At 57.6% G+C, this 25,258-nt stretch carries 20 protein-coding genes and 1 tRNA gene; 6 read left to right on the forward strand and 15 right to left on the reverse strand.

Annotation, left to right across the window (positions count from 1 at the left end):
- Positions 1–171 precede the first annotated feature (171 nt).
- A complete protein-coding gene (gabD, locus tag ABQX22_RS07100; protein WP_349797908.1) occupies positions 172–1,614 on the reverse strand; it encodes an NADP-dependent succinate-semialdehyde dehydrogenase in 1,443 nt (480 codons plus the stop codon).
- Between the two features lie 336 nt (positions 1,615–1,950).
- Between gabD and ABQX22_RS07105 the strand changes: the two genes are divergently transcribed.
- Positions 1,951–2,027, forward strand: a tRNA-Arg gene (locus ABQX22_RS07105).
- A 729-nt stretch (positions 2,028–2,756) separates the two neighbouring features.
- On the opposite strand, the gene ABQX22_RS07110 is transcribed toward ABQX22_RS07105, so the two are convergent.
- From ABQX22_RS07110 to ABQX22_RS07120, 3 genes are read right to left on the reverse strand one after another with little or no spacing between them, the layout of a single operon-like run.
- Complete coding sequence (locus ABQX22_RS07110; protein ID WP_349797910.1) at positions 2,757–3,926, reverse strand: DNA adenine methylase; 1,170 nt, start codon at positions 3,924–3,926, stop codon at positions 2,757–2,759.
- Positions 3,923–5,155, reverse strand: coding sequence for a hypothetical protein (locus ABQX22_RS07115; RefSeq protein ID WP_349797912.1), 1,233 nt, complete (start codon positions 5,153–5,155; stop codon positions 3,923–3,925). The genes ABQX22_RS07110 and ABQX22_RS07115 overlap by 4 nt, the downstream gene beginning before the upstream one ends.
- A complete protein-coding gene (locus ABQX22_RS07120; protein WP_349797914.1) occupies positions 5,155–6,699 on the reverse strand; it encodes a DGQHR domain-containing protein in 1,545 nt (514 codons plus the stop codon). The genes ABQX22_RS07115 and ABQX22_RS07120 overlap by 1 nt, the downstream gene beginning before the upstream one ends.
- Positions 6,700–7,628: 929 nt before the next feature.
- On the opposite strand from ABQX22_RS07120, the gene ABQX22_RS07125 reads away from it, so the two are divergent.
- Positions 7,629–7,919: a hypothetical protein gene (locus ABQX22_RS07125; RefSeq protein WP_349797916.1), complete on the forward strand. Its 291-nt coding sequence runs from the start codon at positions 7,629–7,631 to the stop codon at positions 7,917–7,919.
- 1,477 nt (positions 7,920–9,396) lie between these two features.
- Positions 9,397–10,761 (forward strand): MFS transporter, encoded by a 1,365-nt coding sequence (locus tag ABQX22_RS07130; RefSeq protein WP_349797918.1) that lies wholly within the window; start codon positions 9,397–9,399, stop codon positions 10,759–10,761.
- An 86-nt stretch (positions 10,762–10,847) separates the two neighbouring features.
- Here ABQX22_RS07130 and ABQX22_RS07135 read toward each other — a convergent pair whose 3' ends face one another.
- On the reverse strand, positions 10,848–11,474 hold the full coding sequence (locus tag ABQX22_RS07135) for a LysE family transporter (RefSeq protein ID WP_349797920.1): 627 nt from the start codon (positions 11,472–11,474) through the stop codon (positions 10,848–10,850).
- Positions 11,475–11,658: 184 nt separating this feature from the next.
- On the reverse strand, positions 11,659–13,569 hold the full coding sequence (locus ABQX22_RS07140) for an ATP-binding cassette domain-containing protein (RefSeq protein WP_349797922.1): 1,911 nt from the start codon (positions 13,567–13,569) through the stop codon (positions 11,659–11,661).
- 46 nt (positions 13,570–13,615) lie between these two features.
- On the opposite strand from ABQX22_RS07140, the gene ABQX22_RS07145 reads away from it, so the two are divergent.
- Positions 13,616–14,080, forward strand: a complete 465-nt coding sequence (locus ABQX22_RS07145; protein ID WP_349797924.1) for a TIGR02444 family protein — start codon at positions 13,616–13,618, stop codon at positions 14,078–14,080.
- Here ABQX22_RS07145 and ABQX22_RS07150 read toward each other — a convergent pair.
- Positions 14,077–15,099 carry an AlgP family protein gene (locus ABQX22_RS07150; RefSeq protein WP_349797926.1) on the reverse strand — a complete coding sequence of 341 codons (1,023 nt, stop codon included), beginning with the start codon at positions 15,097–15,099 and terminating at the stop codon, positions 14,077–14,079. The genes ABQX22_RS07145 and ABQX22_RS07150 overlap by 4 nt on opposite strands.
- Before the next feature lie 180 nt (positions 15,100–15,279).
- Between ABQX22_RS07150 and ABQX22_RS07155 the strand changes: the two genes are divergently transcribed.
- A complete protein-coding gene (locus ABQX22_RS07155) occupies positions 15,280–15,957 on the forward strand; it encodes an FKBP-type peptidyl-prolyl cis-trans isomerase (protein WP_349797928.1) in 678 nt (225 codons plus the stop codon).
- A 92-nt stretch (positions 15,958–16,049) separates the two neighbouring features.
- Here ABQX22_RS07155 and rsd read toward each other — a convergent pair whose 3' ends face one another.
- The 8 genes from rsd to ABQX22_RS07195 form a co-directional block, all read right to left on the reverse strand.
- On the reverse strand, positions 16,050–16,526 hold the full coding sequence (gene rsd, locus ABQX22_RS07160; protein WP_349797930.1) for a sigma D regulator: 477 nt from the start codon (positions 16,524–16,526) through the stop codon (positions 16,050–16,052).
- A gap of 180 nt (positions 16,527–16,706) precedes the next feature.
- On the reverse strand, positions 16,707–17,282 hold the full coding sequence (locus ABQX22_RS07165) for a disulfide bond formation protein B (RefSeq protein WP_349797932.1): 576 nt from the start codon (positions 17,280–17,282) through the stop codon (positions 16,707–16,709).
- 200 nt (positions 17,283–17,482) lie between these two features.
- Positions 17,483–18,730, reverse strand: a complete 1,248-nt coding sequence (locus ABQX22_RS07170) for a heme biosynthesis protein HemY (RefSeq protein WP_349797934.1) — start codon at positions 18,728–18,730, stop codon at positions 17,483–17,485.
- Positions 18,727–19,869, reverse strand: a complete 1,143-nt coding sequence (locus ABQX22_RS07175; RefSeq protein ID WP_349797937.1) for a uroporphyrinogen-III C-methyltransferase — start codon at positions 19,867–19,869, stop codon at positions 18,727–18,729. The genes ABQX22_RS07170 and ABQX22_RS07175 overlap by 4 nt, the downstream gene beginning before the upstream one ends.
- Before the next feature lie 51 nt (positions 19,870–19,920).
- A complete protein-coding gene (locus tag ABQX22_RS07180; protein WP_349797939.1) occupies positions 19,921–20,694 on the reverse strand; it encodes a uroporphyrinogen-III synthase in 774 nt (257 codons plus the stop codon).
- Positions 20,691–21,632: a hydroxymethylbilane synthase gene (hemC, locus tag ABQX22_RS07185; RefSeq protein ID WP_349797941.1), complete on the reverse strand. Its 942-nt coding sequence runs from the start codon at positions 21,630–21,632 to the stop codon at positions 20,691–20,693. Before hemC ends, ABQX22_RS07180 begins: the two co-directional genes overlap by 4 nt.
- 254 nt (positions 21,633–21,886) lie before the next feature.
- Positions 21,887–22,633 carry a LytR/AlgR family response regulator transcription factor gene (locus ABQX22_RS07190; RefSeq protein ID WP_349797943.1) on the reverse strand — a complete coding sequence of 249 codons (747 nt, stop codon included), beginning with the start codon at positions 22,631–22,633 and terminating at the stop codon, positions 21,887–21,889.
- A complete protein-coding gene (locus tag ABQX22_RS07195) occupies positions 22,630–23,712 on the reverse strand; it encodes a sensor histidine kinase (protein WP_349797945.1) in 1,083 nt (360 codons plus the stop codon). The genes ABQX22_RS07190 and ABQX22_RS07195 overlap by 4 nt, the downstream gene beginning before the upstream one ends.
- Before the next feature lie 144 nt (positions 23,713–23,856).
- Here ABQX22_RS07195 and argH point away from each other — a divergent pair, with 144 nt between their 5' ends.
- The gene (argH, locus tag ABQX22_RS07200; RefSeq protein ID WP_349797947.1) at positions 23,857–25,251 is read left to right on the forward strand and encodes an argininosuccinate lyase; all 1,395 of its coding nucleotides are present in this window, start codon (positions 23,857–23,859) and stop codon (positions 25,249–25,251) included.
- Positions 25,252–25,258: the final 7 nt, after the last annotated feature.

Consider the following 25,258-nt stretch of genomic DNA (forward strand, 5'->3'; position numbering starts at 1 on the left):
CCTCATTCGCCGCTCATCGCGCGGCGTGGTTCAAGGATGAAGCAGCGGGGGTCAACGGCGACAGCATACGATGATCGACTGTCGCGGCCTCCCGGCCACCAAATAGGTTGGGTGCTGCAAAAAGCCTGTGAAGCGTCGCTCTCGCGCCCCACAGGCCTCAACGCCTGGGCCTTAAACGCTAAGGCAGAGGTATTTGATTTCCAGATAATCTTCGATGCCGTACTTGGAGCCTTCACGGCCCAGGCCGGACGCCTTGATCCCGCCAAACGGCGCCACTTCGTTGGAGATCAGGCCGGTGTTAATACCCACCATGCCGTACTCCAACGCTTCGGCGACGCGGAATACGCGGCTCATATTCTGCGCGTAGAAATACGAGGCCAGGCCAAACTCGGTGTCGTTGGCCATGGCGACCACTTCGTCCTCGTCCTTGAAGCGGAACAACGGCGCCAGCGGGCCAAAGGTTTCTTCCTTGGCGACGGCCGCATCTTTGGAGACGTTGACCAGAATCGTCGGCTCGAAGAAGTTGCCTTCCAGGCTGTTGCCGCCGCTGAGGACGGTTGCGCCCTTGCTGAGCGCGTCAGCGATGTGCTCTTTGACTTTGGCCACGGCCTTTTCATCGATCAGCGGGCCGGTGGTGGTGCCCTCTTCCAGACCGTTGCCGATTTTCAGCTTCGATACCGCCACTTTCAGCTTCTCGGCGAACGCGTCGTACACCGAGTCCTGAACGTAGAGGCGGTTGGCGCACACGCAGGTCTGGCCGTTGTTGCGGTACTTGGAAATGATCGCGCCTTCGACGGCCTTATCCAGGTCCGCGTCGTCGAACACAATGAACGGCGCGTTGCCGCCCAGCTCCAGCGACACCTTCTTGATGTCGTGGGCGCATTCGGCCATCAGCTGACGACCAATCTCGGTGGAGCCGGTGAACGACAGCTTGCGCACGATCGGGTTGCTGGTCAGCTCGCCACCGATATCACCTGCGCTGCCGGTCACCACGCTGAACACGCCAGCCGGGATGCCGGCACGCTCAGCCAGTTCGGCCAGGGCGAGTGCGGAGTAAGGGGTTTGCGAGGCAGGCTTGAGGACCATGGTGCAGCCAGCGGCCAATGCCGGGCCGGCTTTACGCGTGATCATCGCGGCAGGGAAGTTCCACGGCGTGATCGCGGCGGTGACGCCAATCGGCTGCTTGAGCACGATCAGGCGCTTGTCAGGTTGATGACCAGGGATCACGTCGCCGTAGACGCGCTTGGCTTCTTCGGCGAACCACTCAATGAAGGAGGCGGCGTAAGCGATCTCGCCCTTGGCTTCGGCCAGCGGCTTGCCCTGCTCCAGGGTCATCAGACGGCCCAGATCGTCCTGGTTCTCGATCATCAGCTCGAACCAGCGACGCAGTTTGTTGGAGCGCTCTTTGGCGGTCAGTGCACGCCAGGCCGGCAAGGCCTTGTCGGCTGCTTCAATGGCCCGGCGGGTTTCAGCGGCGCCCATCTTCGGCACAGTGCCCAGAATCTCGTTGTTCGCCGGGTTGTTCACCTTGATCGTCTGCCCGCCATCGGCGTCTGCCCAGGCGCCATTGATGTAGGCCTGCTGGCGAAACAACGTGGAGTCTTTGAGCTGCATGTCGGTCTCCTAAACAGCACCGCGCGCAGGCGGAGCAGATTATTGATTATTCAAGGCGCCTCGAACGAGACTGCCGTCAGGAAAACTTGGCCGGACCCCATGTTGCACAGGCTGAACGTGCGGGAACCGGACCGGTGCGTTTGAAATCTCAAACGAATCCTAGGGACTGCGGGGTTAAAGGACAATAGCCTGTTCGAGAAAAAGAACGCCAGATGGCGGATCGGCTGAAAAATCTGATCAACGTGGCCCCGATGCGCCTAAACCGTGCGAAATCAACAACACCCGCTCGCCACCATGGACGCACGCAACCCAGATGAGTATTATGGCGCCCGCGCTGCACCAGTAGCTCAGCTGGATAGAGTACTGCCCTCCGAAGGCAGGGGTCATGGGTTCGAATCCCGTCTGGTGCACCATCTTCTGATTTCAGTGCGTGGAATGCGTTCTGACTATCACGCTTATAGAGAAAGCCCGCCGATGTGCGGGCTTTTTTTTGCTTAGAGATTCGCTTCTGTGCGAAGTGCGTAGGAGCCCTGCTTGCAGGCGATGGGGCGCGAAGCGGTCCGGAAACCAAGCGCCTATATATATCAGAAACGGCCCCTGGACCGGTTTGCTGCAGACTCCCGGCAGATCGTTGAAAAGCAATCCGTCGGTCATCGGCCAAGATCAAAAGCGTCCAGTCACCACGACCTCCCTTATAACCAAAAAACGTATTTGCAGTACATCGGGGGGGGCGTCGGCCATAAATCACGTCGACCAAGGCATTTTCTCTCATCATCGACGCTGAACGGACCGCATTTCATCAACTCATCAATCACCACATTGCCGAGATCCCTCCGAAGCACAACGGCGGGCACTCTGAAATTAACACATGGCTCAAGCGCCATCCGCTGACAACACGCATAGCGTGGCAGCCCTCGCGTTTTCCGATTTTGCTCGCTGTCGTAACGAACGCCCGAGATTCACAGAGAACAGTACGGTGAAGTAAGAATTCGCATTGTTTCAGTGCGTCATCACGGTTGCTCGCCGTGAACATCAGATTCCTTTCTAGAACCCAGCCAGCATGGTCAGCCGTCCTCGTCGCAACTTCGAACGTTCGTGAGGCTCGACGCAATTGACAAGCGATTCATCCTAAATACCAGGGTCTACGGTCTAAAACAAATAATGCTTTCCCTACAATTAAGCCTAGCGTCGCGGGTAACAGCATTTCCACCTAGAGTGCTGAAGTCAGAATCCACCTCGTGCTGTTGGATGGAGGAGTACATCTGCTTTCCTGCATCTATAAAATCTTGAGCTGATAAACCATTGCTCGCACCCGAAGAAGGAAACGTCAAAACTAAAGACAGTCTTTTTCTGGAGCAGGTTTCGATCAAATCTAAAGCGGCCCCTTTAGATCCAGCTCTTAGGCTAAACCTAGAACTCGGCCTCACTGAAATGCAGGGATACCTTCCACGCCCTGTAACTTCAATCTCTAAGCCGTGGTACAGAGTCTCCAGTACATGATAAAAACGGCTGTAATGTACATCTGAGTATGGAGGATCAGCAAAAACTGTGTCACCCGCTTCTAAAACCTCTATAGTTTGTAGGAAGTCAGCAACCTTGGACTCGCCTAGCACCTGAGCCGATCTGCTTGCAATATTTGTAGTCGCTTCTCGTAGAATCTTCTCAACCGATCTAGACCAAGCATCTAAAATATGCCTGGACGATGTTGCAGTAGGCTGGAACGGCTGAGCAGTATGCCCGGGAGACGCTGCACACTTGCCTGCCGTTTCGATCAATGCGGCTAGCGCAACTATTCGGGAATCCCTACGGGTTGGAAGAGTTGCTCTTAGAGCATCAAGCCATATCGCCTGCATTGGTGAAAAATAATGCCCTCCGTAAGCCTTCGTAATTGGAAATTTTAGGCCAGTAGTTTCCAATAACGGGGGTAGAACCCTTTCACAAAATACTCTACTTCTTAGTACATACTTGATTGTTTCGTCAGTTGAGCTGGGGCGAGGTTCAACAGATTCCTCTGCATTTGGAAATTTTTCGACAATATCGCGGACTATAGTTTCTGCTTTGCATAACCAAGATCGGAGCAGCTTATTGTGATCCAGCAACGCAGTGCGATGTGTGATAGCACCGGCTCTGCATGCAGCAAAACCTTGCAGATCGCCTGACACCACTCTTTTTGATGTCCTCTCCGCAAGGAACCATGATACTGCCCCCGAACCACAAAACGGATCAGCTATCGAACTTGAGTTTTTGGATTCTTCGAGCAATACATCTCCGAGAACCTTAAGCAATTTTCCTTTGTGACCCATATACTTCATTCAATTACGTTCCAAACCATACATGCTTCTGGCCGAGTTAGTTTTATTGAGCTTAAAACATTAGGCGCGCCCCACAACTCTGAAATCGGCGCTTTGGATGTCTTTAAGAAATCTACAGCTATGGTGTAATCCTCAGAAACATCATAAGGTTCCACGTCTGATGTGGCGCTCCAAAGCCCTGCATGCTCAAACCAATTTTTTAGCCATGATGTTGCTGACTTGTCAGTTGCCAAGTCCATGCTGGTCTTAGCGGCCAACATTGATAATCTTAACAAAAAGAAGCAACGACATAGTACGTTTCTGGGTGCTGCGCTGTCAGATGATGCCAGTTCAAAAGGTAACTTATCGTATTGAGTGGAGGTCAATCGTCTAGCTATACGATCTGGATCAAGCCCGGTATTGGTACTTATCTCCTGAGCTATAATCTCTACTGCAGCTATTTTATCCAACTCTGTGATAGAGTCTGCACCTAACATCCCAGGCAACGCTTCAGACACAAAATAAGATATTAGGGCGCTATCAAAAGTAAGCCCGGCCTCTTCAGGGAGTAGTAGCTTCCATAGCATCAGAACCAGATCAAGGTCTGCACCATCTGTTTTAGTCAATGGCGCTTTCATCCAGTAAGCGTCATAGCTAGATATGTTCCTAGCGGTGTGGTCATCACTGACCTTTGCAAGATCGATGCCCCAACCTTGAATTGTCTTAGTTGGCTTTACATATTGGAGGCCTTTTAGGACTTCCGATAGCGGCACCTCCGTTGTGAGCTTTATTTGGTCTTCAAATAAACTCTTCGCGTCTGATCTACCGGTCCAGTGCTGCCACAATCCCCACACTGCCTTGTGAGTCGGAGAGCTTTTGACAATTTTTCTAACACCATGCTGATCAACATAGTAATGAGCGTTTTGCTTTACCCTAATTCCGCTCCAACTTAGTAGTGACAGCGCGGCACGTAGCTCGGCATAATATGCAAAATGAAGAGATGTCTGGTGAGAGTTATTGAGGAAGGCAGCAACCGCTGCTGACGCATATCGCCATCCCTCCACCATATGAAATACTTGCTCAGCAGCCAACTCTTTTGCTCCAGGTACAGCACCCGGATACAACAAATCTTCAAACTTATTTACTGGCCCTAGATTATTGAAAGCTTTTTGCACAGCAACGCCACTAGCATTAGCGCATATATTTGCATAATCCGTAATGTCAGTACTTTTTTTTGTTTTAGGCGGCATCAGGCGTTCCCTTGCAGACGAGACGCTAATGCTGCCTTTTGTGAGATCAGGGAGAAATTCGACTCAGCAAGTACCTTGAAGCATGCTTTCTGTAGTAAAGAATATCCGCTACTACCTCGGTACGCCGCCTGCATCTGACTCTCTTCCGATGAAAGAGATTTCGAGCCGCTTGTTCTCCAATCGATATTGTTCACGAGCTCATTCGAAATATTTCTCAGATAATCAGTTATTTTGGGAAACCCAGCTAGCTCTTCCAAAGCAATGGAAACATCACTATCATTTGGCTTATCCGAAACCTCACTAGATTCCCACTCTTCAAGTTCCAGCTCATTGTAGGCGAGCTGACTCATTGCGTTAAAAACAATGAATATCACCCTACAGCCTTGGTCTGTAGCTAGGAGTGTATTAGGCCCAGAAAAAGCTACGTTTTTTTCAAATTCGTTTGCGATAAGCTGCTGACTTTTATCGTGCTCTTGCCGTAACGCCTTGGCCCATTTAGCGTCAGTTCTTTTTACGGCTATATGCACTTGAGTCCAACACGCCACGAGGAAAGCAGCCTGCTGAGAGCGCTTCCAGGGAAGAACTTTTTCTGCGCCATTGCCATCTATCGATCCAAACAGCCCTCCAATCTTATGAAGCGCGCCCCACCGCCTAACGAAACTAACCATCAAAGATCTGATAAACGCGGCGTTTGAGACATGACCTTCCTTGCGTCCGCCATGTAACTCAATACGCTCTTTCCACGGGCTGCTTTCGTGCCTCCAAAGAACTTCCGTCAACTCCTGCGCGCGATGCTCTTGGTAGACTTTGACACCCTCTCCACTTTCTAACCAAGATTGACTACGAAGTTCTGGATAAAGATCGAATGCTAAACTGGTATTGATTTTTCTCGGCTCAACGTTGATCACCCAAAATAGGTACGCTTGCCATGATTCAGTTAATCCGTGGAAGAAAACGACGGGGACCTCGTAATCGTCATCGACCCCAGCGTGTAATTCATCAATAGCAAACAACCTGTGCTGACCATCGATAATTTCGACGGGCTCTAATGAATAGTTCTTCCGGCTATCCGGTACCTTTTTAGGAATTTCTAAGACATGGCCCACACCATCACTGCTTATTTTTAGAGCGCTATCATCTTCGAGCACGACTTGTTTTCCGGCACGACGTCGCGTCTCTCCGGGTTTAATTATATTTACAAGAATCGAAGTCGGAAGCCAACCAGGATGGATGAGCTGCTTATGCTCTTCTACATCGAGATTTTTTTGATTGGAGAGAGGATAGCCATACTGTATATATCTTGCGATATTCTTAGATCTACTAAGTTGGTGCGCCCGCTGGTACCCCACGTTTTTGTCACCGCTTCGACGGTCCTCTACAGTTCGCCTGCTAACACCTGCTAGACCCCGAAGAACGCGGAGGGATACAGATGCTATGTAAAAATGATGCGGAGGTTCGGGCAGCTCCGGTTGCCATTCGCTCATTTCCCAAGACTTTAACCACTGGTTCACCTTTAAAAGCGGCAATCTTACGTCTGTGTCCATACATTTTCCTCACTTAAACAGTAACCGGCAGCCAAAGCAGTAGCCTGCTGCGATGCTATCAGCTCCTTTTTTTAAAAACAGTTAATTCGGTTCTGTAGGCAGGTTTAGGGGTGAAAGCCGGTGTGGCCCTATGTCCGTGTGGCAGACCCATAGCAGATCCTCTTGCCTGCACGATAAAAGCACACCTTAAAAATCTCTTTAACCGCCACCACGCCGCTGGTTCGCGCATCCGAAAGCCAGTCACGAGCAATATCAAACCATTCATTTGAAGGAGTGCACATATTCCAACCCCGTCGACGATTCTAGTGGCAATGTCGCAACCTCCACGCTCGTCAAGCTGATCACCCTATTTCTTCTGGTGAGTTGCGGACGTCAATACCGAATCATATCAACCGATAGGGGTCTTGTGGATGGCAAGTATATGGACTGGGGATAGCTCGTCAACCGGGCCTTGGGGTGTAGAAAGCAGTGCACACCTCCCTTGCCCTTCCGAAGCAACTGCGCATATAGTCCGCATCGTCGCTGCAAACTCAGCGAACGGGCTTGGCCGCTCGACCACTAGGCGCATAAGCGCCCACCATCCGAAAGCAGGCGCTTTTTTTGTGCCCGCAATTTCGAGTTATGGCAGCTGTGCGTGGGACACCTTTGGGTGTGCCGGGCACCTAGTCTCGGTCGGCCAACCCGCGTACAGCTGCCACCCTATTTTGCTTGGCCGCAAACGGTGGCAGCTCCTCTTACTAGGAGCATCACATGAAGCAATCGCACGCCCTTAATTTCTCCCTACGTGTTTTCCGCCCAGCCGTACGCAGGACCATCGCTGTACTCCCTGCAACCTCCAGCCTCGCCAGACGCCCTGCTTGTTTCAACAGCCATATGCAACGGAACCGACCTGTAGTGTCCGCCACCTGTTTCATGCAGGAGGCGAACTGATGAGCACCTATATCCCGTTGACTAACAACCCATCCAACACCCCTGTCCTGCTGATCGACGCAACTGCGTCATATCTAGACCTTGAAGCCTGTGCGGATCGACGTTTGAGCGCCGCGAAGGGTCTGCTGGACAGTCTTGCGCACATGAAGCTCACCGATGTGGAGCCCAAGGATTTACATCATTTGGCCGATGCTGCTTATTTGCTGCTGGAGGATGCGAGCGATTTGTTTCAAGCGGCGCGGGCCGTAGTAGTTGGGGAGCGGGGGCGATTGAATCCAGCGACGGAGTGATTCAGGACGGTTGCATGGTCAGGTTTGCTGCCGCTTCGCGGCAGATCGCGGGCAAGCCACGCTCCTACGCCTTCGGCAGAAGCGGTGTGATGCATATTTGGTGCTGATTCTCTTGGAAGCGGTAGGAGCGCATCCGGGCACCGTGGGCTTATCCGGGTTGGCCTGATGCGTCTGGGCGTGTCAGGCATGCTGGGTTCGCAGGATTTGCTGCCGCTTCGCGCCAGATCGCGGGCAAGCCACGCTCCTACGCCTTCGGCAGAAGCAATGATGCATAACGGATCTGTTCTCGTGGAAACGGTAGGAGCGCTTTCGGGCAATGTCGGTTTATCCGGATTGGCTTGTTGCGATTGGGCGTGCCAAGCATGCCGCGTCCTCAGGCTTTGCTGCCACTCCGCGCCAGATCGCGGGCAGGCCGCGTTCCTACGCCTTCGGCAGAAGTAGAAGGCGGCGCCACGACAGCGAACTGATCTAGGTCCTCGGTGGCTTTTACTGTTCAGTCTATCCGCAGTCCGGAAGCCAACTGGAAGTCATTCGAGATCACAGCAAACCCCGAAAAATCACGCCTATCCACCACATCTGAGTTGACGCTGATGTCACCTTTGGATAATTATTCTCACAACGCATGAGACCAGCTCTCGTGCCTACCTTCCGAGACCCGCCTAGCGAAAGCTGCGGGTTTTCGTGTTTCTGGGGCAAGGATGCAGCAGTGATGCAGCAGTTATGACGCAGTATGTCGCGTGCTTGGACTAATTTGCGCACGGCGGCCAGTACATTTCATGCGGCCTGGAACATCAAAAAACAGCCGAAATTCCAGCAGAGAAAGCCGGAGAAGCTATGCCGGATGCAGCGGGTGAACTTGCGGGCGAGCAGTAAATGTTGATTGGGGACTGCGGCTGAACCAGCAATGTTGAGCTAATGCGCGCTTGCGGAGTAAGCGGGCGACAGCCGGGACGACGCTAAACGCATAACTTGTAGAAGCTGCCGAAAGCTTTGGGGTCGCGCTCGACTGATGTGGTGTGTCAGTAAGATCGATTCGCAGCCTTCGGCGGCTCGGCAGCTCCTACAAAGGGCGCAGCGATTGGGGGGGGGAAAAATCAAGCAATGGCCGAAACGCGGTGTTTTTTGAAAAAAAGATGCATTTTTTTTCATACACAAATTGACACACCTCATCCCCCTGAACCCGTACCCCTTAGCCGATACAACCGGGCACGTTGTCGCACCCAAACGAATGGGTCGCGGTTGCAGTGAATCGTTTCATCTGTCATAACAGGTTGGCTTCGGGCTCGAAAATCTAGAAAAACATAGATTAATGGGTCGACGATAGCTGCTCCAACGTCTGACCCCGCGCGTCAAATAATCAAGCCAGTTTTGCTCGCTGCCCGAAGCGGATGCCTGTGCTATCCAGTCTGCCTTTCAACCTCATCGAGGCCATTCATACGGCGCGCCCAAACGCCGTGCATCAAAAAGGACCGGAAAATTGAGCGATCAATCGACTCCGAACACTCCACTCGTTAGATTCTGCGACAAAGTTGGTATCCCTTATCCCATGTTCTGGGGTTTTGTCGGCCTGTTGATCTTCATGATCGGCGATGGCGTAGAACTCGGATACCTCTCACCCTTCCTCAGCGAACGCGGCATGCCCGGCGACGAAATCGCCATGATCTTCACCATCTACGGTGTCACGGTCGGCATTTCATCGTGGCTCGCCGGCGCGCTCTCCAATATCTGGGGCCCGAAACGGGTGATGTTCCTGGGATTGATCATCTGGAGCGTGTTCGAAGTGCTCTTCCTGGTCTACGGCCTGCAGGAATTGAGCTACTCCATGATTCTGCTGACCTACGGTTTGCGCGGTTTCGGTTATCCGCTGTTCGCCTACGGTTTCCTGGTCTGGATTGCTGCTTCCACCCCGTCCCGCAAAATGGGTATGGCTGTGGGCTGGTTCTGGGTGGCCTACGCAGCAGGCCTGCCGATGCTGGGCTCTCTGGTGGCGAGCATCGCAATTCCGCTGATTGGCGCATTGCAGACCTTCTGGTTGTCCTTCGGCCTGGTGGTCGTGGGCGGTGCGATTGGCCTGATCGGTATGCGTGAAGCGCACGGCATGCGTCGATTGGCGCCTGAGGGTGAACGCCCGCTGGTGTCGATGGCCAAGAACATCACCATCATGTGGACGCGCCCGAAAGTGTCGTTGGCCGGCATCGTCCGCGTTATCAATACCTCGTCGATGTTTGGCTTCCTGGTGGTGATGCCCGGGTTCTTCATGGATACCGTCGGCTTCACCCTGGAAGAATGGCTGCGTCTGCTGACGATCGTGTTCATCTTCAACATCATCGGCAACATCAGCTCCAGCGTGATCAGCACCAAGATCGGCTACCGCAACACGATCCTGTGGTTCGGCGCGGTGGGCAGCACGATCAGTACGCCGCTGTTCTTCTTCATGCCGCAGGCGTTCCCGAACGACTTCCTGATTGCTTCGGTCTTCGGTGCTTTCTACGGCCTGACACTGGCCTGCTTCGTGCCGCTGTCGGCGCTCGCCCCTGCGTTGGCACCGCACAACAAAGCGGCTGCCTTATCGGTGCTGAGCCTGGGTGCAGGCGCGTCGACGTGGGTCGGCCCTGCGGTGGTCGCGATCTTCAATGAAAGCTATGGCATTGAAGGCGTGGTCTGGGCGTTCTGCGGGTTGTACGCGCTGAGTGCTGTGCTGACCGCGTTCCTGAAAGATCCGGAACCGGTGCATGACCCGATCCTGATCAAGATCAAGCGTCGGATCAAAGTGTTCGCGCCGCGTCTGGATTATCGTTGGGCCCACGCTGAAGACCCGAAGCAAGGGGAAGCTAAGTCATAGCCCCAAGCTTTTGTAGCAAAAAAAGCCGCCGCAGATTGCACACGCAACCTGCGGCGGCTTTGTTTTAGCCAGACGCTTAAGCCGCCCTACGCGCGATGCAACGTCGCCAGGAAGGCGGCCGCGCTGACAAACAGCCCGGCAAACGTGCGGTTCATTCGGCGTTGCTGCCGGGGTGTCTTGAGCAGGCGCAGGACCTTGGACGCCAGCCCCGTATAGCCCGCCATGACGATCAGGTCGACGCTGACCATCGTCGCCATGATGATCGCGTATTGCGGCACCTGGGCCAGATGGGTGTCGATGAACTGCGGCAGGATCGCCAGCATGAACACCAGCGCCTTGGGGTTGCTGAGGTTGATCAAAAAGCCACGAGCGATCAGCGCCAGCGGTTTGCCGGCGGGGCGAACGGACGCGTCACCCGCCAGGTCGCTGGGCAAGGCACGCCACTGCTTGATCCCGAGATACACCAGATAGGCCACGCCGAACCATTTGATCAGCGTGAAGGCCAGTGCCGAAGTCGCCAGCACAGCCCCAAGGCCTGCACCGACGATTGCGATCTGGACCATGAGCGCCAGCTGCAGGCCAATCGCATTCCAGTAACCGCGCCAGAATCCGTATTGCAGGCCCGCGGACATGGACGCGATGGCGCCCGCGCCGGGCGAAATACTGATGATCCAGCAGGCGGCAAAAAAAGCCAGCCAGGTTTCGAGCGACATCACGCACCTCAGGCAGTGAAAAAGCAGGCGTTCAACCTAGTATTTCCGCTGACCGAAAACCAATGATTTCTAACTGTTGCGGTGAGATGAGTTGAAACTGTGTTCGCGCGGCGAAAGGATCAGGACTGTGCCTGATCCACCGGACGGCGCTCGCCCCTGATGAGGGGCAGCGCCAGCGATTCTATCAGGACAAGGCTTCCAGCTCGGCCTGCATCGATTCCAGCAGTTCGAGTGCCGTCATCCACGCGTCTTCGAGTTCGCCTTCGCGGACTTTCAGGCGGGCCTGTTCAGCCAGGGTGTCGCGCAGTTTGTCCTTGCTCGCCGCTTCGTAAATCGCGCTGTCGCCCAGCACGGTTTCGATCCTGGCCAGCTTCTCGTGCAGCGCGCCCAAGTCTTTTTCCAGCTTGTCGGCTTCGCGCTTGTGCGGCGCCAGTTGCTGACGCAAGGCGGCCGCCTGCTGACGCTGAGCCTTCTTGTCGGTCTTGTCGACGTTGACCGGCGTGTTGCTGGTCGGCGCATTGCGCAGCCGATAATCCACCAGCCAGCGGGCGTAGTCGTCCAGGTCGCCGTCGAATTCCTGCACAACGCCATCGGCCACCAGCAAGAAGTCGTCGGTGGTGCTCTTGAGCAAATGCCGATCGTGAGACACCACCAACACCGCGCCGCTGAATTCCTGCAGCGCCATGGTCAGCGCCAGGCGCATTTCCAGATCCAGGTGGTTGGTCGGTTCATCGAGCAGCAGCAGGTTCGGTTTGTCCCACGCAATCAGGGCCAGTGCCAGACGCGCCTTTTCGCCGCCTGAGAAATTCAGCACCGGCTCGTCCAGGCGAGCGCCGCGGAAGTCGAAGCCGCCGAGGAAGTCGCGCAGGGTTTGTTCGCGTTCGGTCGGCGCAATGCGCTGCAAGTGCAGCAGCGGGCTGGCCTTGGAATCGAGGGAGTCGAGCTGGTGCTGCGCGAAATAACCGACCACGGTGTTCTCGCCACGCACCATACGCCCGCTCAACGGTTCAAGCTCGCCGGCGAGGTTTTTGATCAGCGTGGATTTACCCGCGCCGTTCGGGCCCAGCAGGCCGATGCGCGCACCCGGTGTCAGTTGAAGCTTGACCTTCTGCAGGATCGTGACGTCGCCATAACCCAGGCGCGCGTCAGACAGATCCAGCAACGGGCTGGAAATTTTGCTCGACTCGCGGAAGGTGAAATCGAACGGCGAATCCACATGCGCCGCCGACAACTCTTCCATGCGCTCAAGGGCCTTGATGCGGCTCTGCGCCTGCTTGGCCTTGGTGGCCTGGGCCTTGAAGCGCGCGATGAATTTCTCCATGTGCGCGCGCTGCGCCTGCTGCTTGTCATACGCTTGTTGCTGCTGCGCCAGACGTTCGGCACGCGCCCGCTCGAAGGCACTGTAGCCGCCGCGATAGAGCGTGATTTTTTTCTGTTCGACGTGGGCGACGTGATCGACCACGGCATCGAGGAAGTCCCGGTCGTGGGAGATCAGCAGCAATGTCCCGGGATAGCTCTTGAGCCAGTCTTCGAGCCAGAGGATGGCATCGAGGTCCAAGTGGTTGGTCGGTTCGTCGAGCAGCAACAGGTCCGATGGACACATCAAGGCCTGCGCCAGGTTCAGACGCATCCGCCAGCCGCCAGAGAAATCGCTGACAGGGCGCTCCATCTGTTCGTTGGTGAAGCCCAGCCCGGCCAGCAATTTGCGAGCGCGCGCATCGGCGGTGTAGCCATCGGCGCTGTCGAGCTCCGAATGCATCCTGGCCTGAGCCGCGCCGTCCTGGTTTTCTTCGGCCAGCGCCAGATCACGCTGGACCTGCCGCAAGCGGATATCGCCATCAAGGACGTAGTCCACCGCCTGACGATCGAGGGTGTCGATCTCCTGGCGCATGTGGGCGATACGCCAGTCGGCGGGCAGCAGGCAATCGCCGGAGTCTGGGGTCAGTTCACCCAGAAGCAATGCGAAGAGGCTGGATTTACCGGCGCCGTTGGCACCGATGAGACCGGCTTTCTGGCCGGCGTGCAGGGTCAGCTCGGCGTCTTCTAGCAGACGTTGCGGACCACGCTGTAAGGTAAGGCTTTGAATTCGGATCATAATGGCGGCGGAGTCTACCAGCTTCGTCCAGAACAGGTGGATGACTATGCCCTCAGCGCTTTGGACTTTCACCCTCGATTTCTACGCACGACCGGGCGTCGAGCAGGCCTGCCTGACGTTGCAAAGCCGTGGCGCCAATGTGTGCGCGCTGTTGTGCGGCGTGTGGCTGGCGCAACGCGGCGTCGAGTGCAGTGATCAGCGTGTGCAAGAAATCGGACAGTTGGCCACGCCGTGGCACGCAGACGTCGTGACGCCGCTGCGGGAATTACGCACGCGCTGGAAAAAACAGTCGGCTGGCGATGAACAATGGGAAGGCCTACGCGAGCAGCTCAAAGGGCTTGAACTGGAGGCTGAGCATGAACTGTTGCGCAGACTGGAAGCGTTGACTCAAGGCTGGCCGAGGCAAGACGCGCACGACGCAGATGCCTGGTTGAACGAGCTGGCCGGAGCAGCTGCCTACGAACACCATGACGCGCAGCAAGCGCTGCGCGTCATGGCGAGCTTCGTTTAGGAAGCGCTGCCCGGTGTTGAACCGTTGGCAGGTGTGGCTGCAGCGGACGGTGTCGCTGGAGTAGCGGCAGGCGCTGCTGCAGGTTTGGCGGCGTCTGAAGACGCAGCTGCAGGAGCCGCCGGTTTTGCTGCCGGCTTCGCGGCAGCCTTGGCTGGCGACCTGCTGACCGCTGGCTTGGCGGCAGGCTTGGCCACTGCAGACTTGGCAGCCGGTTTCGCCGCAACGGATTTGGCAGCGGCTGGTTTGGCGGCCACTTTCACTGGGGCTTTTGCAGCAGGTTTTGCAGCAGCAGCGCTGGTGGCCGGCGCTTTAGGCGCGGGCTTGGCCGCCGACTTCGGCGCAGCAGGTTTGGCAGCAGCCGTTTTTGCAGCCGCTTTAGGCGCAGGCGCTGCCTTGACGGGAGGTTTTGCAGGCGACTTCGCTGCCACAGGTGCCTTGGCAGCGACTGGCGCTTTAGCCGCAGGCTTGCTGGCTGCCTTGGCCGCCGGTGCTTTCGCGGGCGCTGGTTTGGCAGGCACTGGCTTCACAGCGGTTTTCGCGACAGGCTTGGCAGACGCTTTCGCAGGGATTGCCGGTGTTGCTTTGGCTGGTGCTGCTTTTACAGTCGCCGGCTTGGCCGCGCGATCACTCAGCGCTTTGCCCACGGCTTCTTTCACACGTCCAATACCTTGCGCCAGCTTCAGGCTTTCCTCAGCGTCGCGCTTGAGGTTGAGGATGTAGGAACGGGTTTCGGTCTGACGATTTTTCAGGGCGTCGAGCAGGGTTTCCAGCTCGGTAACGCCGTCTTTGGCCTTGGACTGTGCCTTGGCTTTTCCAGCGGTCGCGGCGTCCTGCAATTTGGTGCGCGACTTGTGCAATTTTTCCTGCGCCTTGCCGCGTTGCTTTTCCAGCTTGGCGAGCAATTTCTCGGCGTCAGCCAAAGCCTGGGAGCAAGCGTTTTCAAGGTGTTCGAGCAGGCTGCTGGACAGTTGTTGGAGTAAATGCAACGGAGTGTTTACTGGCTTCTTTTTGGCCGACATGACTTACCTCCTGGCTGTTTTGAGTGCGGCTCATACTAGACCTCTGCCTGCACCGCCGCTAGGGCATCTTGACACTACAAACCCCGCTCTGTTGCACATCGCGGAAAATCCCTGCATATCCTCATCACATTAGCAGCGCCGCGCTGGCATAATCCCCACTTCCCAGGCCGGAGAGCATTCATGTCGCGCTACCTGTTCACGTCATTGTTACTCTTGCTACCCCTCGCCCACGCAGCTGATGCCCCTGCCTCCGACACCGCCCACGATCTGGCGTACAGCCTGGGAGCAAGTCTGGGTGAGCGTCTGCGTCAGGAAGTGCCGGACCTTCAGTTGCCCGCGCTGATCGAGGGCCTGCAGCAGGCGTATCAGAACAAGCCGCTGGCGATCAAACAGGAGCGCATCGAGCAGATCCTCAGTGATCACGATGCCGCTGTCGCTCAGGCTGAAACCTCAGGCCAGACCGAACCGCAGACCGAAGCCGCGCTGAAAGAAGAACGCCGCTTCATGGATGCCGAGAAAGCCAAGCCGGGCGTGCGGGTGCTGGCTGATGGAATTCTGATGACGGAACTGACGCCAGGCACCGGCCCCAAGCCGGACATCAATGGCCGCGCGGAAGTGAAATACGTGGGCCGCCTGCCTGACGGCACTGTCTTCGACCAGAGCACAGCGCCTCAATGGTTTCGCCTCGACAGCGTGATTGCCGGCTGGACGACGGCGCTGCAGGAAATGCCCGTCGGTGCGAAGTGGCACTTGGTGATCCCGTCGTCGCAGGCGTATGGCGCAGAAGGCGCAGGCGACCTGATCGATCCGTTCACGCCGCTGGTATTCGATATCGAGCTGATCGCGGTCTCTCAATAAGGCCGCTTCTCCAGCCAGCGCCTGACGCCGGGAACAAAAAAGGGGGTGCATGCATGCACCCCCTTTTCATTGCCAACCGTGCAGCTCAACCCTCAAGCCTGAACAGCGGCGTCCTGTTCTTTATGCGCGTTGTGCAGCACTTCGATCAGGCAATCTTCCAGCTCGAAACGCTCGTGCAGCAAACCACCCAGCTTGTTGAATTCAGCGGCGACCACTGCGCAGTCTGAAAAATCGCCTTTGTCGCACCGGTCATTGAATGCCAGCGCAGTCTCGGTGATGACGTTAAGCCGTGGGTAGATCGTGTCAGCCAGTTCCAGACCGCGATCGTCATTGAACGCCTTGGCTTCGCTGTTGAGCTGTTCATAGACTTCAAAGTGGCCGGCAGAAACGTAATCAACCAGTAACTCGCAAAACGTCTGCAGTCCCTTTCGGTCGGCGGCCAATGCTTCAGGCGTATCGCCCAGTGCATCGTAGGACCGGATCAGTTCATTGCGACACTGCAACCAACGATCGATCAGCTTGTGAACCCCACCCCAGCGTTCCTGAGCGTTCTGACAACTTTCCAACATGATGTTCTCTCTTCCCTTCAGGGGATGCTGCCTGTGATCGAATTGAAGATGCGGCCTGCCGAGCAGAAACCGGATCAAGACACGCCGACAGCAGCAATATTCCAATAACGCGTGCGGCCCAGATTATGCCCGCACGACTGGCCCATCAAGGTACGCAGGACAGAAAGTTCATACAAGCGTTTAATCCCTGACGTCGGCGTCCATTGATCTGAAGCGCATAAAGCCGATTAAAAAGAAATACAGCGCAAACAGGCTCAGGCCGGTAAACGCCAAAAGGCTCCATTCAGGAATGCTGAGGCCGAACAGTGACCAATTGATTTCAGGACACCCCGCATTGCCTTGCAGCACCAGGATAAGGACCTTCAGGTAGGGTTGGGTATCGACGAGGTAATGCAGATTGGCCAGGCAGGAGGCCATGTCTTCCGGCGCAGATGCCTGGAGGAATACTTGTCGGCCGGCAATCGCGGCACCACTTGCCGCAATCAGGAGCAGACTGCCCGAGTAGGCCCGCCAGCCGCGCTTGCCCGGCGCATGCACGACCGCCAGCAGACAGATCACGCCGTACGCGGCGTAAAGGCAACGCTGCAGCAGACACAGCGGATTCAGGGAAGGCCCAAGGTGGTACTCAAGATAAATCCCGGCACCCAGAAAGGATGCACAGGCGTTAGACGCCAGGAAAAACAAGGTGCGTAGCCGAGCCAAATGCATGGAAAATCCGTGACAAAGGACGAAGGCGGTTACGGTAGAGGAAAGCATGCATCGCTTTCAAGGACGCCGGATAAGGATATTTCTTTGTTTAACTAAGGACTTACTGATCCCGGGCAGAAGATTTTATACAGGCGGTTCTAGGAAAGAGCGACCAAGGCGCAAAAATCAACGAAAGCTCCTACTGCCTGGAGCGCCGAAATGAAAAAAGACCCATTAACGGGTCTTTTTTTCACGGCCTCGGAATGAGGTCAGACGCTGCTCAACATCGGCAGTGGACGCGCCAGTAAACGCTTGTCAAGCAACCCCAGACCTTCCTGGAACAGCTGATTGCTGCGCTCGGTTTCGCCCAGTTGACCCAGCAGCCTGGCAAGCTCCGCGCACGCTTCCGGGTGACGCTGCACGCGCAGGCTGGCTTCCAGGTAATCGCGTGCCTTGCCCCACAGACTGCTCTGCAAACACAGACGCCCCAAGGTCAACAACAGGCCTGGATCTTCAGGGTGGTTTTTGAGCCAGCCTTCTGCCGTTTGCAACTGCTTGGCCGGATCGCTGCCGCGCACCAGCCCGTAGAGACGCGCCAAGTGGCTGTTGTAGTCGCGCTTCATCGCAGCACGCAGCACTTCTTCAGCCTGCGCATCGGCACCGAGGCGACGTAACTGCTCGGCGTACGCCAGCACCAGCGTAGGCTCCTGGCGCTGCGCCGAACTCAGTTGCTGCCACGCCTTGTCCAGTGCCGGCAATCCCGTCAGGTCCGCGTCGGTGGTCTGTTCGCGATAGGCCGCCAGCGACAGGTTTTCGCCCCACGCGCGACGCTCCAGCTCAGCCAGTTCTTGCGCCGGCAAGACCTTGTCCTTGCGCAACTCCGGCATCATGCGAATGACTTCCGACCACTCGCCCAGCTGGCGATACAGACGCTGCAACTGGCGCAACACCTGCGCATTGTGCGGGTGGCGCTGCTGCATGGCCTGCAGGGTCACGAGTGCGCCGTCGCTGTCGCCACGGTCCAGTTGCAGCTGCGCATGGTTCAGCGCAATCGCAAGCTCGGCATGGGGTTGACGCTCAAGCGCCCGTTCCAGCAACGCATCGCTGTCTTCGTAGCGGCCTTGCTCGTTGGCCGCCCGAGCAGCACCGAGGTAGTAAAGCAGCGGCTGGCGTTCAGCTTCGGCCGCACGGTGCAGATGACGCTGTGCGCTGGCCCATCGACCTTCCGCCAGGTCCATCTGGCCTTGTTCGATCGCGATTTGCACACGACGGCTGCGGTTACGGTTTGACCAGGGATTGACCACGCCACTGGAGGTGGTCAACAGCCCCAGCAAAGCGCGCACCAGCCACACCACCAGCCAGATCGCGGCGAGCAGCGCCAACAGTGCCCAGAGGCTGGATTCGTATCGGAAGCTGTCGTAGGAAATCAGCACGTAACCGGCGTGCTCGGAAATCGCAAGCCCCACCAGGGCAGCGATCACGATGACCGCGAACACGATCAGATAGGCGCGCTTCATTGAGAAGTCTCCGGCTGCGCCTCATTACCCTGCTTGCTCAAGGCACCGCCGACTGGCGTGTGGCGCTGTTCGAGATACGCCTGCACCGCGCTCAGGCTTTGAGACAGGTCTGGCGTCACCACGGCAACCGGTTGTTTGGACAACGCGTCGATCTGCGCGCCCATCAACTTGCTCTGTGGATTGTCCTGATTGAAATTGCTGTCCAGCACGCTCCTGGCTTCAGCCATGGCCTTGGCGTAAACCTGTGCTTCGCCATTCAGCGCTGCCCACTGCGCTTGCTCAAGGGCAAGGCTCAGGGCCAGGCGCACTTGCGTCAGGCTCTGCCCGGCCAGCAATGGACGCACACTCTTGTCGGCGTTGAAATCGATGCGCACGAAACGGGAAATCTGATCCCACCACTTTGCCCAATAGGTGTCTTCGTTGCCCTCGGTGAGGCCGAACAGCGATTGGCCGTCGTCCTTGTATTCCGGGGCCAGTGCGTTGAGTGCGATGGCTTGCTCGCGTACCGCAGCCAGCTTCAGGAACAGGCCGGTACGGTCGGGCTGATCAACGCTGCCCAAGGCCGCGAGGCTCTTGGCCAACTGTTCCCGAGCGCCAAAGGCTGCGGGATCGTCCTGCTCACGCAGGATCTCATCGGCGCCTTCCACCAGGGCGTGTGCGCTGTTGACGTCCTGCAGCGCGGACAACCGCAAGCTGGCCAATCTGAGCAGATGTTCAGCCTCGGCCAGGCGCCAGTCTTTGCGGCTGGCGCCCAGGACCGTTTCAACACGCTGGCTCAAACGCTGTTGATCGCCCTGCAACTGGCTCACAAGACGGCGGCGCTCTTCAAGCTCGTCGGCCGCGGGTAGTTTCGCAAAACGCTCGGTGAGCAGTTGTTGGTTCTGCTTGAGCACTTGCGCCTGGGCGCCCACGTCCTGCAATTGGCTGGACTGTTGCTGAGTGCCGCTCTGGATCGCGCGCAGTTGCCAGACACTCCAGCCCCCTACGGCAACGCCGGCGGCGCCCAGCAACAACGCCAGAATGATTAGCCCACTGCCGCGTTTGCCCGAAGGCTCTTTTCGCACGGGTTCCGGGATTGGCTCAGCGTTGTGGGTCAACACCGGTTCAATGTCATCTTTAGGCAAGACTGTCTCGCTCACGTATCCATCCTTTGCATTTGGGCGTCATCGCGTCACACGACCCGTCGATTTTTACGCCTGAGAGGCAGGCTCGGGGTATTCCCCCAACGCCGCCAGCAAGGCCGCGGCACTCGCGCCACGGCAGTCCACTACGTTGCGAGCCCCTTGGGTGCGCGCTAGCTCAGCAACCCGAGGGCTCGGTACAAATAAGGGCAACTGCGCCAACTCAGGCCAGAAATCGCCCGCCAGCTGACGCAAGTGCTGAAAACCTTGTCCACTGCTGACCACCAGCCCGTTCAAGCGTTCCGCCCGGACACGATCCGGCAACGCCAATGCCTCGTATTGCGGGAGCTTGCGACGGTACAGTGGCAGATAATCCACACTCACACCGCGTTCACGCAAACGCTCCGCCAACAGCTCGCGCCCGTCCTCGCCGCGCATGATCAGGACCTTGGGATCGTGACCGGCGATGGCGTGCTGCAACTCGGGCAAGTCAAGCAGCGCCTCGCTGTCGTCGCCTTGCTCGGGGAAGCTCACCTTCAGGCCATAGTCATCAAGCAATTGCGCGGTACCGGCGCCCACGGCAAACCAGTCCTGGATCGGCGGCTGCGGCCAGATCTCGTCGAGCATGTCCAGGCCCAGCCGTGCGGCCGGCTTGCTGACGACGATCACGGCGCAGTACTGATGCAGCTTATAAATAATCGACTGGTTTTCCGGCGTGATCGGCAGCGGTTCTATCTCCAGCAACGGCAGGCTGGAACTGAACACCCCGGCGTCGGCCAGCACTTGGGCAAGCGCCTGGCACTCTTGTGCAGGACGGGTCAGTAACAGACGCCAGTTGCTCACGCTTCATCCGCCTCGCCGTACACCGCCTTGAGGATCTTCGCCGCGCCCTGGGTCAGCAACGCTTCGGCGACTTGAACACCCAGCGCCTGAGCGTCGACTTGCGGCCCGCGTGCCTCGGCATGCAACAGCACGGCGCCGGAAGGGTCACCCACCAGGCCCCGCAGCCACATCTGGTCGCCCTCCAGCACCGCGTAGCAAGCAATCGGGACTTGGCAGCCACCGTTCAGGTGTTTGTTCAGCGCTCGCTCCGCGGTCACGCGCACAGCGGTGTCGTCGTGATGAAGGGGGGCCAGGAAGGCATGCAGTTCGGTATCGACGCTGCGGCACTCGATACCCACCGCGCCCTGCCCGCCAGCCGGCAAGCTGTCCTGCACGCTGATGGTGGCGGTGATGCGGTCTTCGAAACCCAGACGTATCAAACCGGCAGCAGCCAGGATGATGGCGTCGTATTCGCCGGCATCGAGCTTGGCCAGCCGCGTGTTGACGTTGCCGCGCAGGAAATGAATGGTCAGATCAGGACGGCGCGCCAGCAATTGCGCCTGACGACGCAGGCTGGAGGTGCCGACGATGCTGCCGGCGGGCAATGCTTCCAGGCTGGCGTAGGTGTTGGAGACAAATGCATCGCGTGGGTCTTCGCGTTCGCAGATGCAGAACAGCCCAAGGCCTGGGGGGAAGTCCATCGGGACGTCTTTCATGGAGTGCACGGCGATGTCGGCTTCGTGCTCGAGCAACGCAGTCTCAAGCTCTTTGACAAACAGACCCTTGCCGCCAATTTTCGACAGCGGCGAATCCAGCAGCTTGTCGCCGCGACTGACCATGGGCACCAGCGTGACCTGCAATCCTGGGTGCGCCTCTTGAAGACGGGCTTTGACGTATTCGGCCTGCCAGAGGGCCAGCGCGCTTTTGCGAGTAGCGATGCGGATTTCGCGAGAGGACATGAATCAATCCGTACTGAGTAATGCGGCGGATGATAGCAGCTCGGCCCCGCAGGGCCTCATTGCCGTCGATAATCTGCGCGCATCATGATCTCAATCGATTCGGCCGCGCCATGTGGCGCCGTGTCGCCGCTGGGTATGTTTCCCATGTAGGAGTGAACATGCTCGCGAGACTTCAGCACATCCAACGCAGGTGTCGCGCGAAGAGCATCGCGAGCAAGCTCACTCCTACAGGGAGCTGCCCGCAGGCGATCCCTTTACAACTGCTGCATCATCTTGCGCACACCGGCCACGTGCCGGCGGCTGACGATCAGCGCGTCCCCGTTGAGGCCTTTGAGGAACAACTGGAAATGACCCAGAGGTGTGCGTTGCAGACGCTCGATGCGGTCACGGGCGACCAGCGCGTTGCGGTGGATACGCACGAACCGGTTACCGAATTCGTCCTCCAGCGCTTTCAACGGCTCGTCCAGCAACACCTCGCCGTCCTCATGACGCAACGTCACGTACTTGTGGTCGGCGATGAAATAAATCACGTGGTTCAGCGGAATCAGCTCGATCCCTTTACGGGTGCGTGCACTGATGTGGCTGCGCGGCCCGCTGCCGCTTTCGGCTGCAGGACGCGTCAGCGCCGCCAGCTGCACACGGTTAGGTCGCTCAGCCTTGCGCAAGGCATCCACCAGATGCTCGGGGCGCACTGGCTTGACCAGATAGCCCACCGCGCTGACCTGAAAGGCTTCCAGCGCGAACTCATCGTGCGCTGTGCAAAACACAACCGCTGGAGGGGTGTCGCGTTCGCACAATTTAGCGGCGACCTGAAGGCCATCCAGGCCCGGCATGCGGATATCCAGTAACACCACATCTGGCTTGAGGCTGTCGATCAAAGACAACGCTTCTTCGCCATTGGTGGCGCTGGGTTCCAATACCCTATAGCCCTCAAGCTCACCGACCAGGCGACTCAGTCGCTCGCGGGCAAGGGGTTCGTCATCAACGATCAGGACATTCATATTGCTCTGGCTTCCTGCGTGAGTCTCGCACAAGGATAGCGTAGACAGGTGAAGTGACGACCGTCACGGCGCTCCACGCTCAGACTCGCGTGGGGTCCAAAAAGTGCCGTGATTCGAGCCCCGATGTTTGCCAGGGCCTGCTGTGTTCCATTTGAAGGAAGCCGCCCGGCCACTTCGTCGTAGGGATTACTGACGCGCAATATGAATACCCCCTTTTCATAATCCGCCTCGACCCTGACAACACCGCCCTCAACGCGAGGTGCAATGCCGTAGATCAGCGCGTTTTCCAATAATGGCTGCAAGGTTAGCTGGGGAATCGGCAAGTCGTCGGGAATTGCGCTGACGTCCCAGTCCAACTGTAGACGCTCGCCAAGTCGATATTGCTCAATCGATAAGTAACGTTTCGCCAATTCAAGCTCTTCGCCCCATGTTGTCAGGCTTCCGGGCTTGGCCAGACTGGCGCGAAACAGGTCAGACAGGTCCAGCACGGCCTGCTCCGCCTTGATCGGATCAGTCGCGACCAGGCTGGCAATGCTGTTGAGTGTGTTGAACAGAAAGTGCGGCCGGATCCTGGCCTGAAGCGATTCGATTCTGGCACGCAATTCGGCCTGCTGTTGTTTGCGCCACTGACTCTGCAGATAGAAGTAACGCAGCATCAGCGCCGACAGGATCACGGCAATCAACGAATAACGCAGGTAGCGCTCGATCATGCTGTCGACAGACAAGTCGCCGGTCAGCTGGTAGTAGTCAGTCACCGCCGTACAGGCCAGCGTCACCGCCACCACCAGCAGGCAGCCCACTGCGCCGGCCAGGCCCGGGTGCAACCGCGCAAGCCAGGGCCGCAACCCGCACAACAGTGCAGCGGACAACAACACGACCCATTGCACGAAGAGCGACATCAGCGCCATCCGCACCCAGTCGAAACTCGGCCGCGTCGGCTCGACCAGCATCAGCACGAACACCAGCAATTGGGCCAGGACGACGAGCACCAGCAACGCCTGGGGAAGACACAGTTCGGGGAGGAAAAATTCTTTGCCCGGAGGGCCGCTTCGAGCCGCGTCGCTTTGCTGTTTTCGCATCGCCTCAGTCTCTGCGCTCGCACCCCTCAGCGGCAAGCTGTCCGGAATAAAAAAACGGCAATGCTGTTATTATCGTCGGCGCCTTTTCAAAATCGGCCCACCGCACTTTTCAGTACAGCAACCAGCAGAACAGCGAGCCAATTCATGAGCACCGACAAGACCAATCAGTCCTGGGGCGGCCGCTTCAGTGAACCCGTCGACGCCTTCGTCGCGCGCTTCACCGCCTCCGTCACTTTCGATCAGCGCCTTTACCGCCACGACATCATGGGCTCTGTCGCCCACGCCACCATGCTGGCCAAGGTCGGCGTGCTGACCGATGCAGAACGCGACACCATCATCGATGGCCTGAAGACTATTCAGGGCGAGATCGAAGCCGGCAGCTTCGACTGGCGCGTGGACCTGGAAGACGTGCACATGAACATCGAAGCGCGTCTGACTGACCGCATCGGTGTCACCGGCAAGAAACTGCACACCGGACGCAGCCGCAACGATCAGGTGGCCACCGATATTCGCCTGTGGCTGCGCGACGAGATCGACCTGATTCTGGCTGAGATCACTCGCCTGCAAGAGGGTTTGCTGGGGCTGGCCGAGCGAGAGGCCGAGACCATCATGCCGGGCTTCACTCACCTGCAGACTGCCCAACCGGTAACGTTCGGTCACCACATGCTGGCGTGGTTCGAAATGCTCAGCCGCGACTACGAGCGTCTGGTGGACTGCCGCAAACGCACCAACCGCATGCCCCTGGGTAGCGCCGCCCTGGCCGGCACCACTTACCCGATCGACCGCGAACTGACCTGCCAGTTGCTGGGCTTTGAAGCCGTCGGCGGTAACTCGCTGGACAGCGTGTCCGACCGGGATTTCGCCATCGAATTCTGCTCGGCCGCCAGCATCGCGATGATGCACTTGTCGCGTTTCTCCGAAGAACTGGTGCTCTGGACCAGCGCGCAATTTCAGTTCATTGATCTGCCTGACCGCTTCTGCACCGGCAGTTCGATCATGCCCCAGAAGAAAAATCCTGACGTGCCGGAGCTGGTCCGTGGCAAGAGTGGCCGGGTGTTCGGCGCCCTGATGGGTTTGCTGACCTTGATGAAGGGCCAGCCACTGGCCTACAACAAGGACAACCAGGAAGACAAAGAGCCGCTGTTCGACGCCGCCGACACCTTGCGCGACTCGTTGCGTGCCTTCGCTGACATGATCCCGGCGATCAAACCCAAAACCGCGATGATGCGTGAAGCCGCGCTGCGTGGCTTCTCCACCGCCACCGATCTGGCCGACTACCTTGTGCGCCGCGGCCTGCCTTTCCGCGATTGCCACGAAATCGTCGGCCATGCTGTGAAGTACGGCATCGAGAGCGGAAAGGATCTGGCGGAAATGACGCTGGAAGAACTGCGCCGCTTCAGCGACCAGATCGAGCAGGACGTCTTTGCCGTGCTGACCCTGGAAGGTTCGGTCAATGCACGGGATCACATCGGCGGCACCGCGCCCAATCAGGTCAAGGCCGCGGTAAGTCGAGGACAAGCGCTGCTTGCCGGTCGCTGAAACACGT

It is taken from the genome of Xanthomonas sp. WHRI 1810A, assembly GCF_040202885.1.
Lineage (GTDB): Bacteria > Pseudomonadota > Gammaproteobacteria > Pseudomonadales > Pseudomonadaceae > Aquipseudomonas.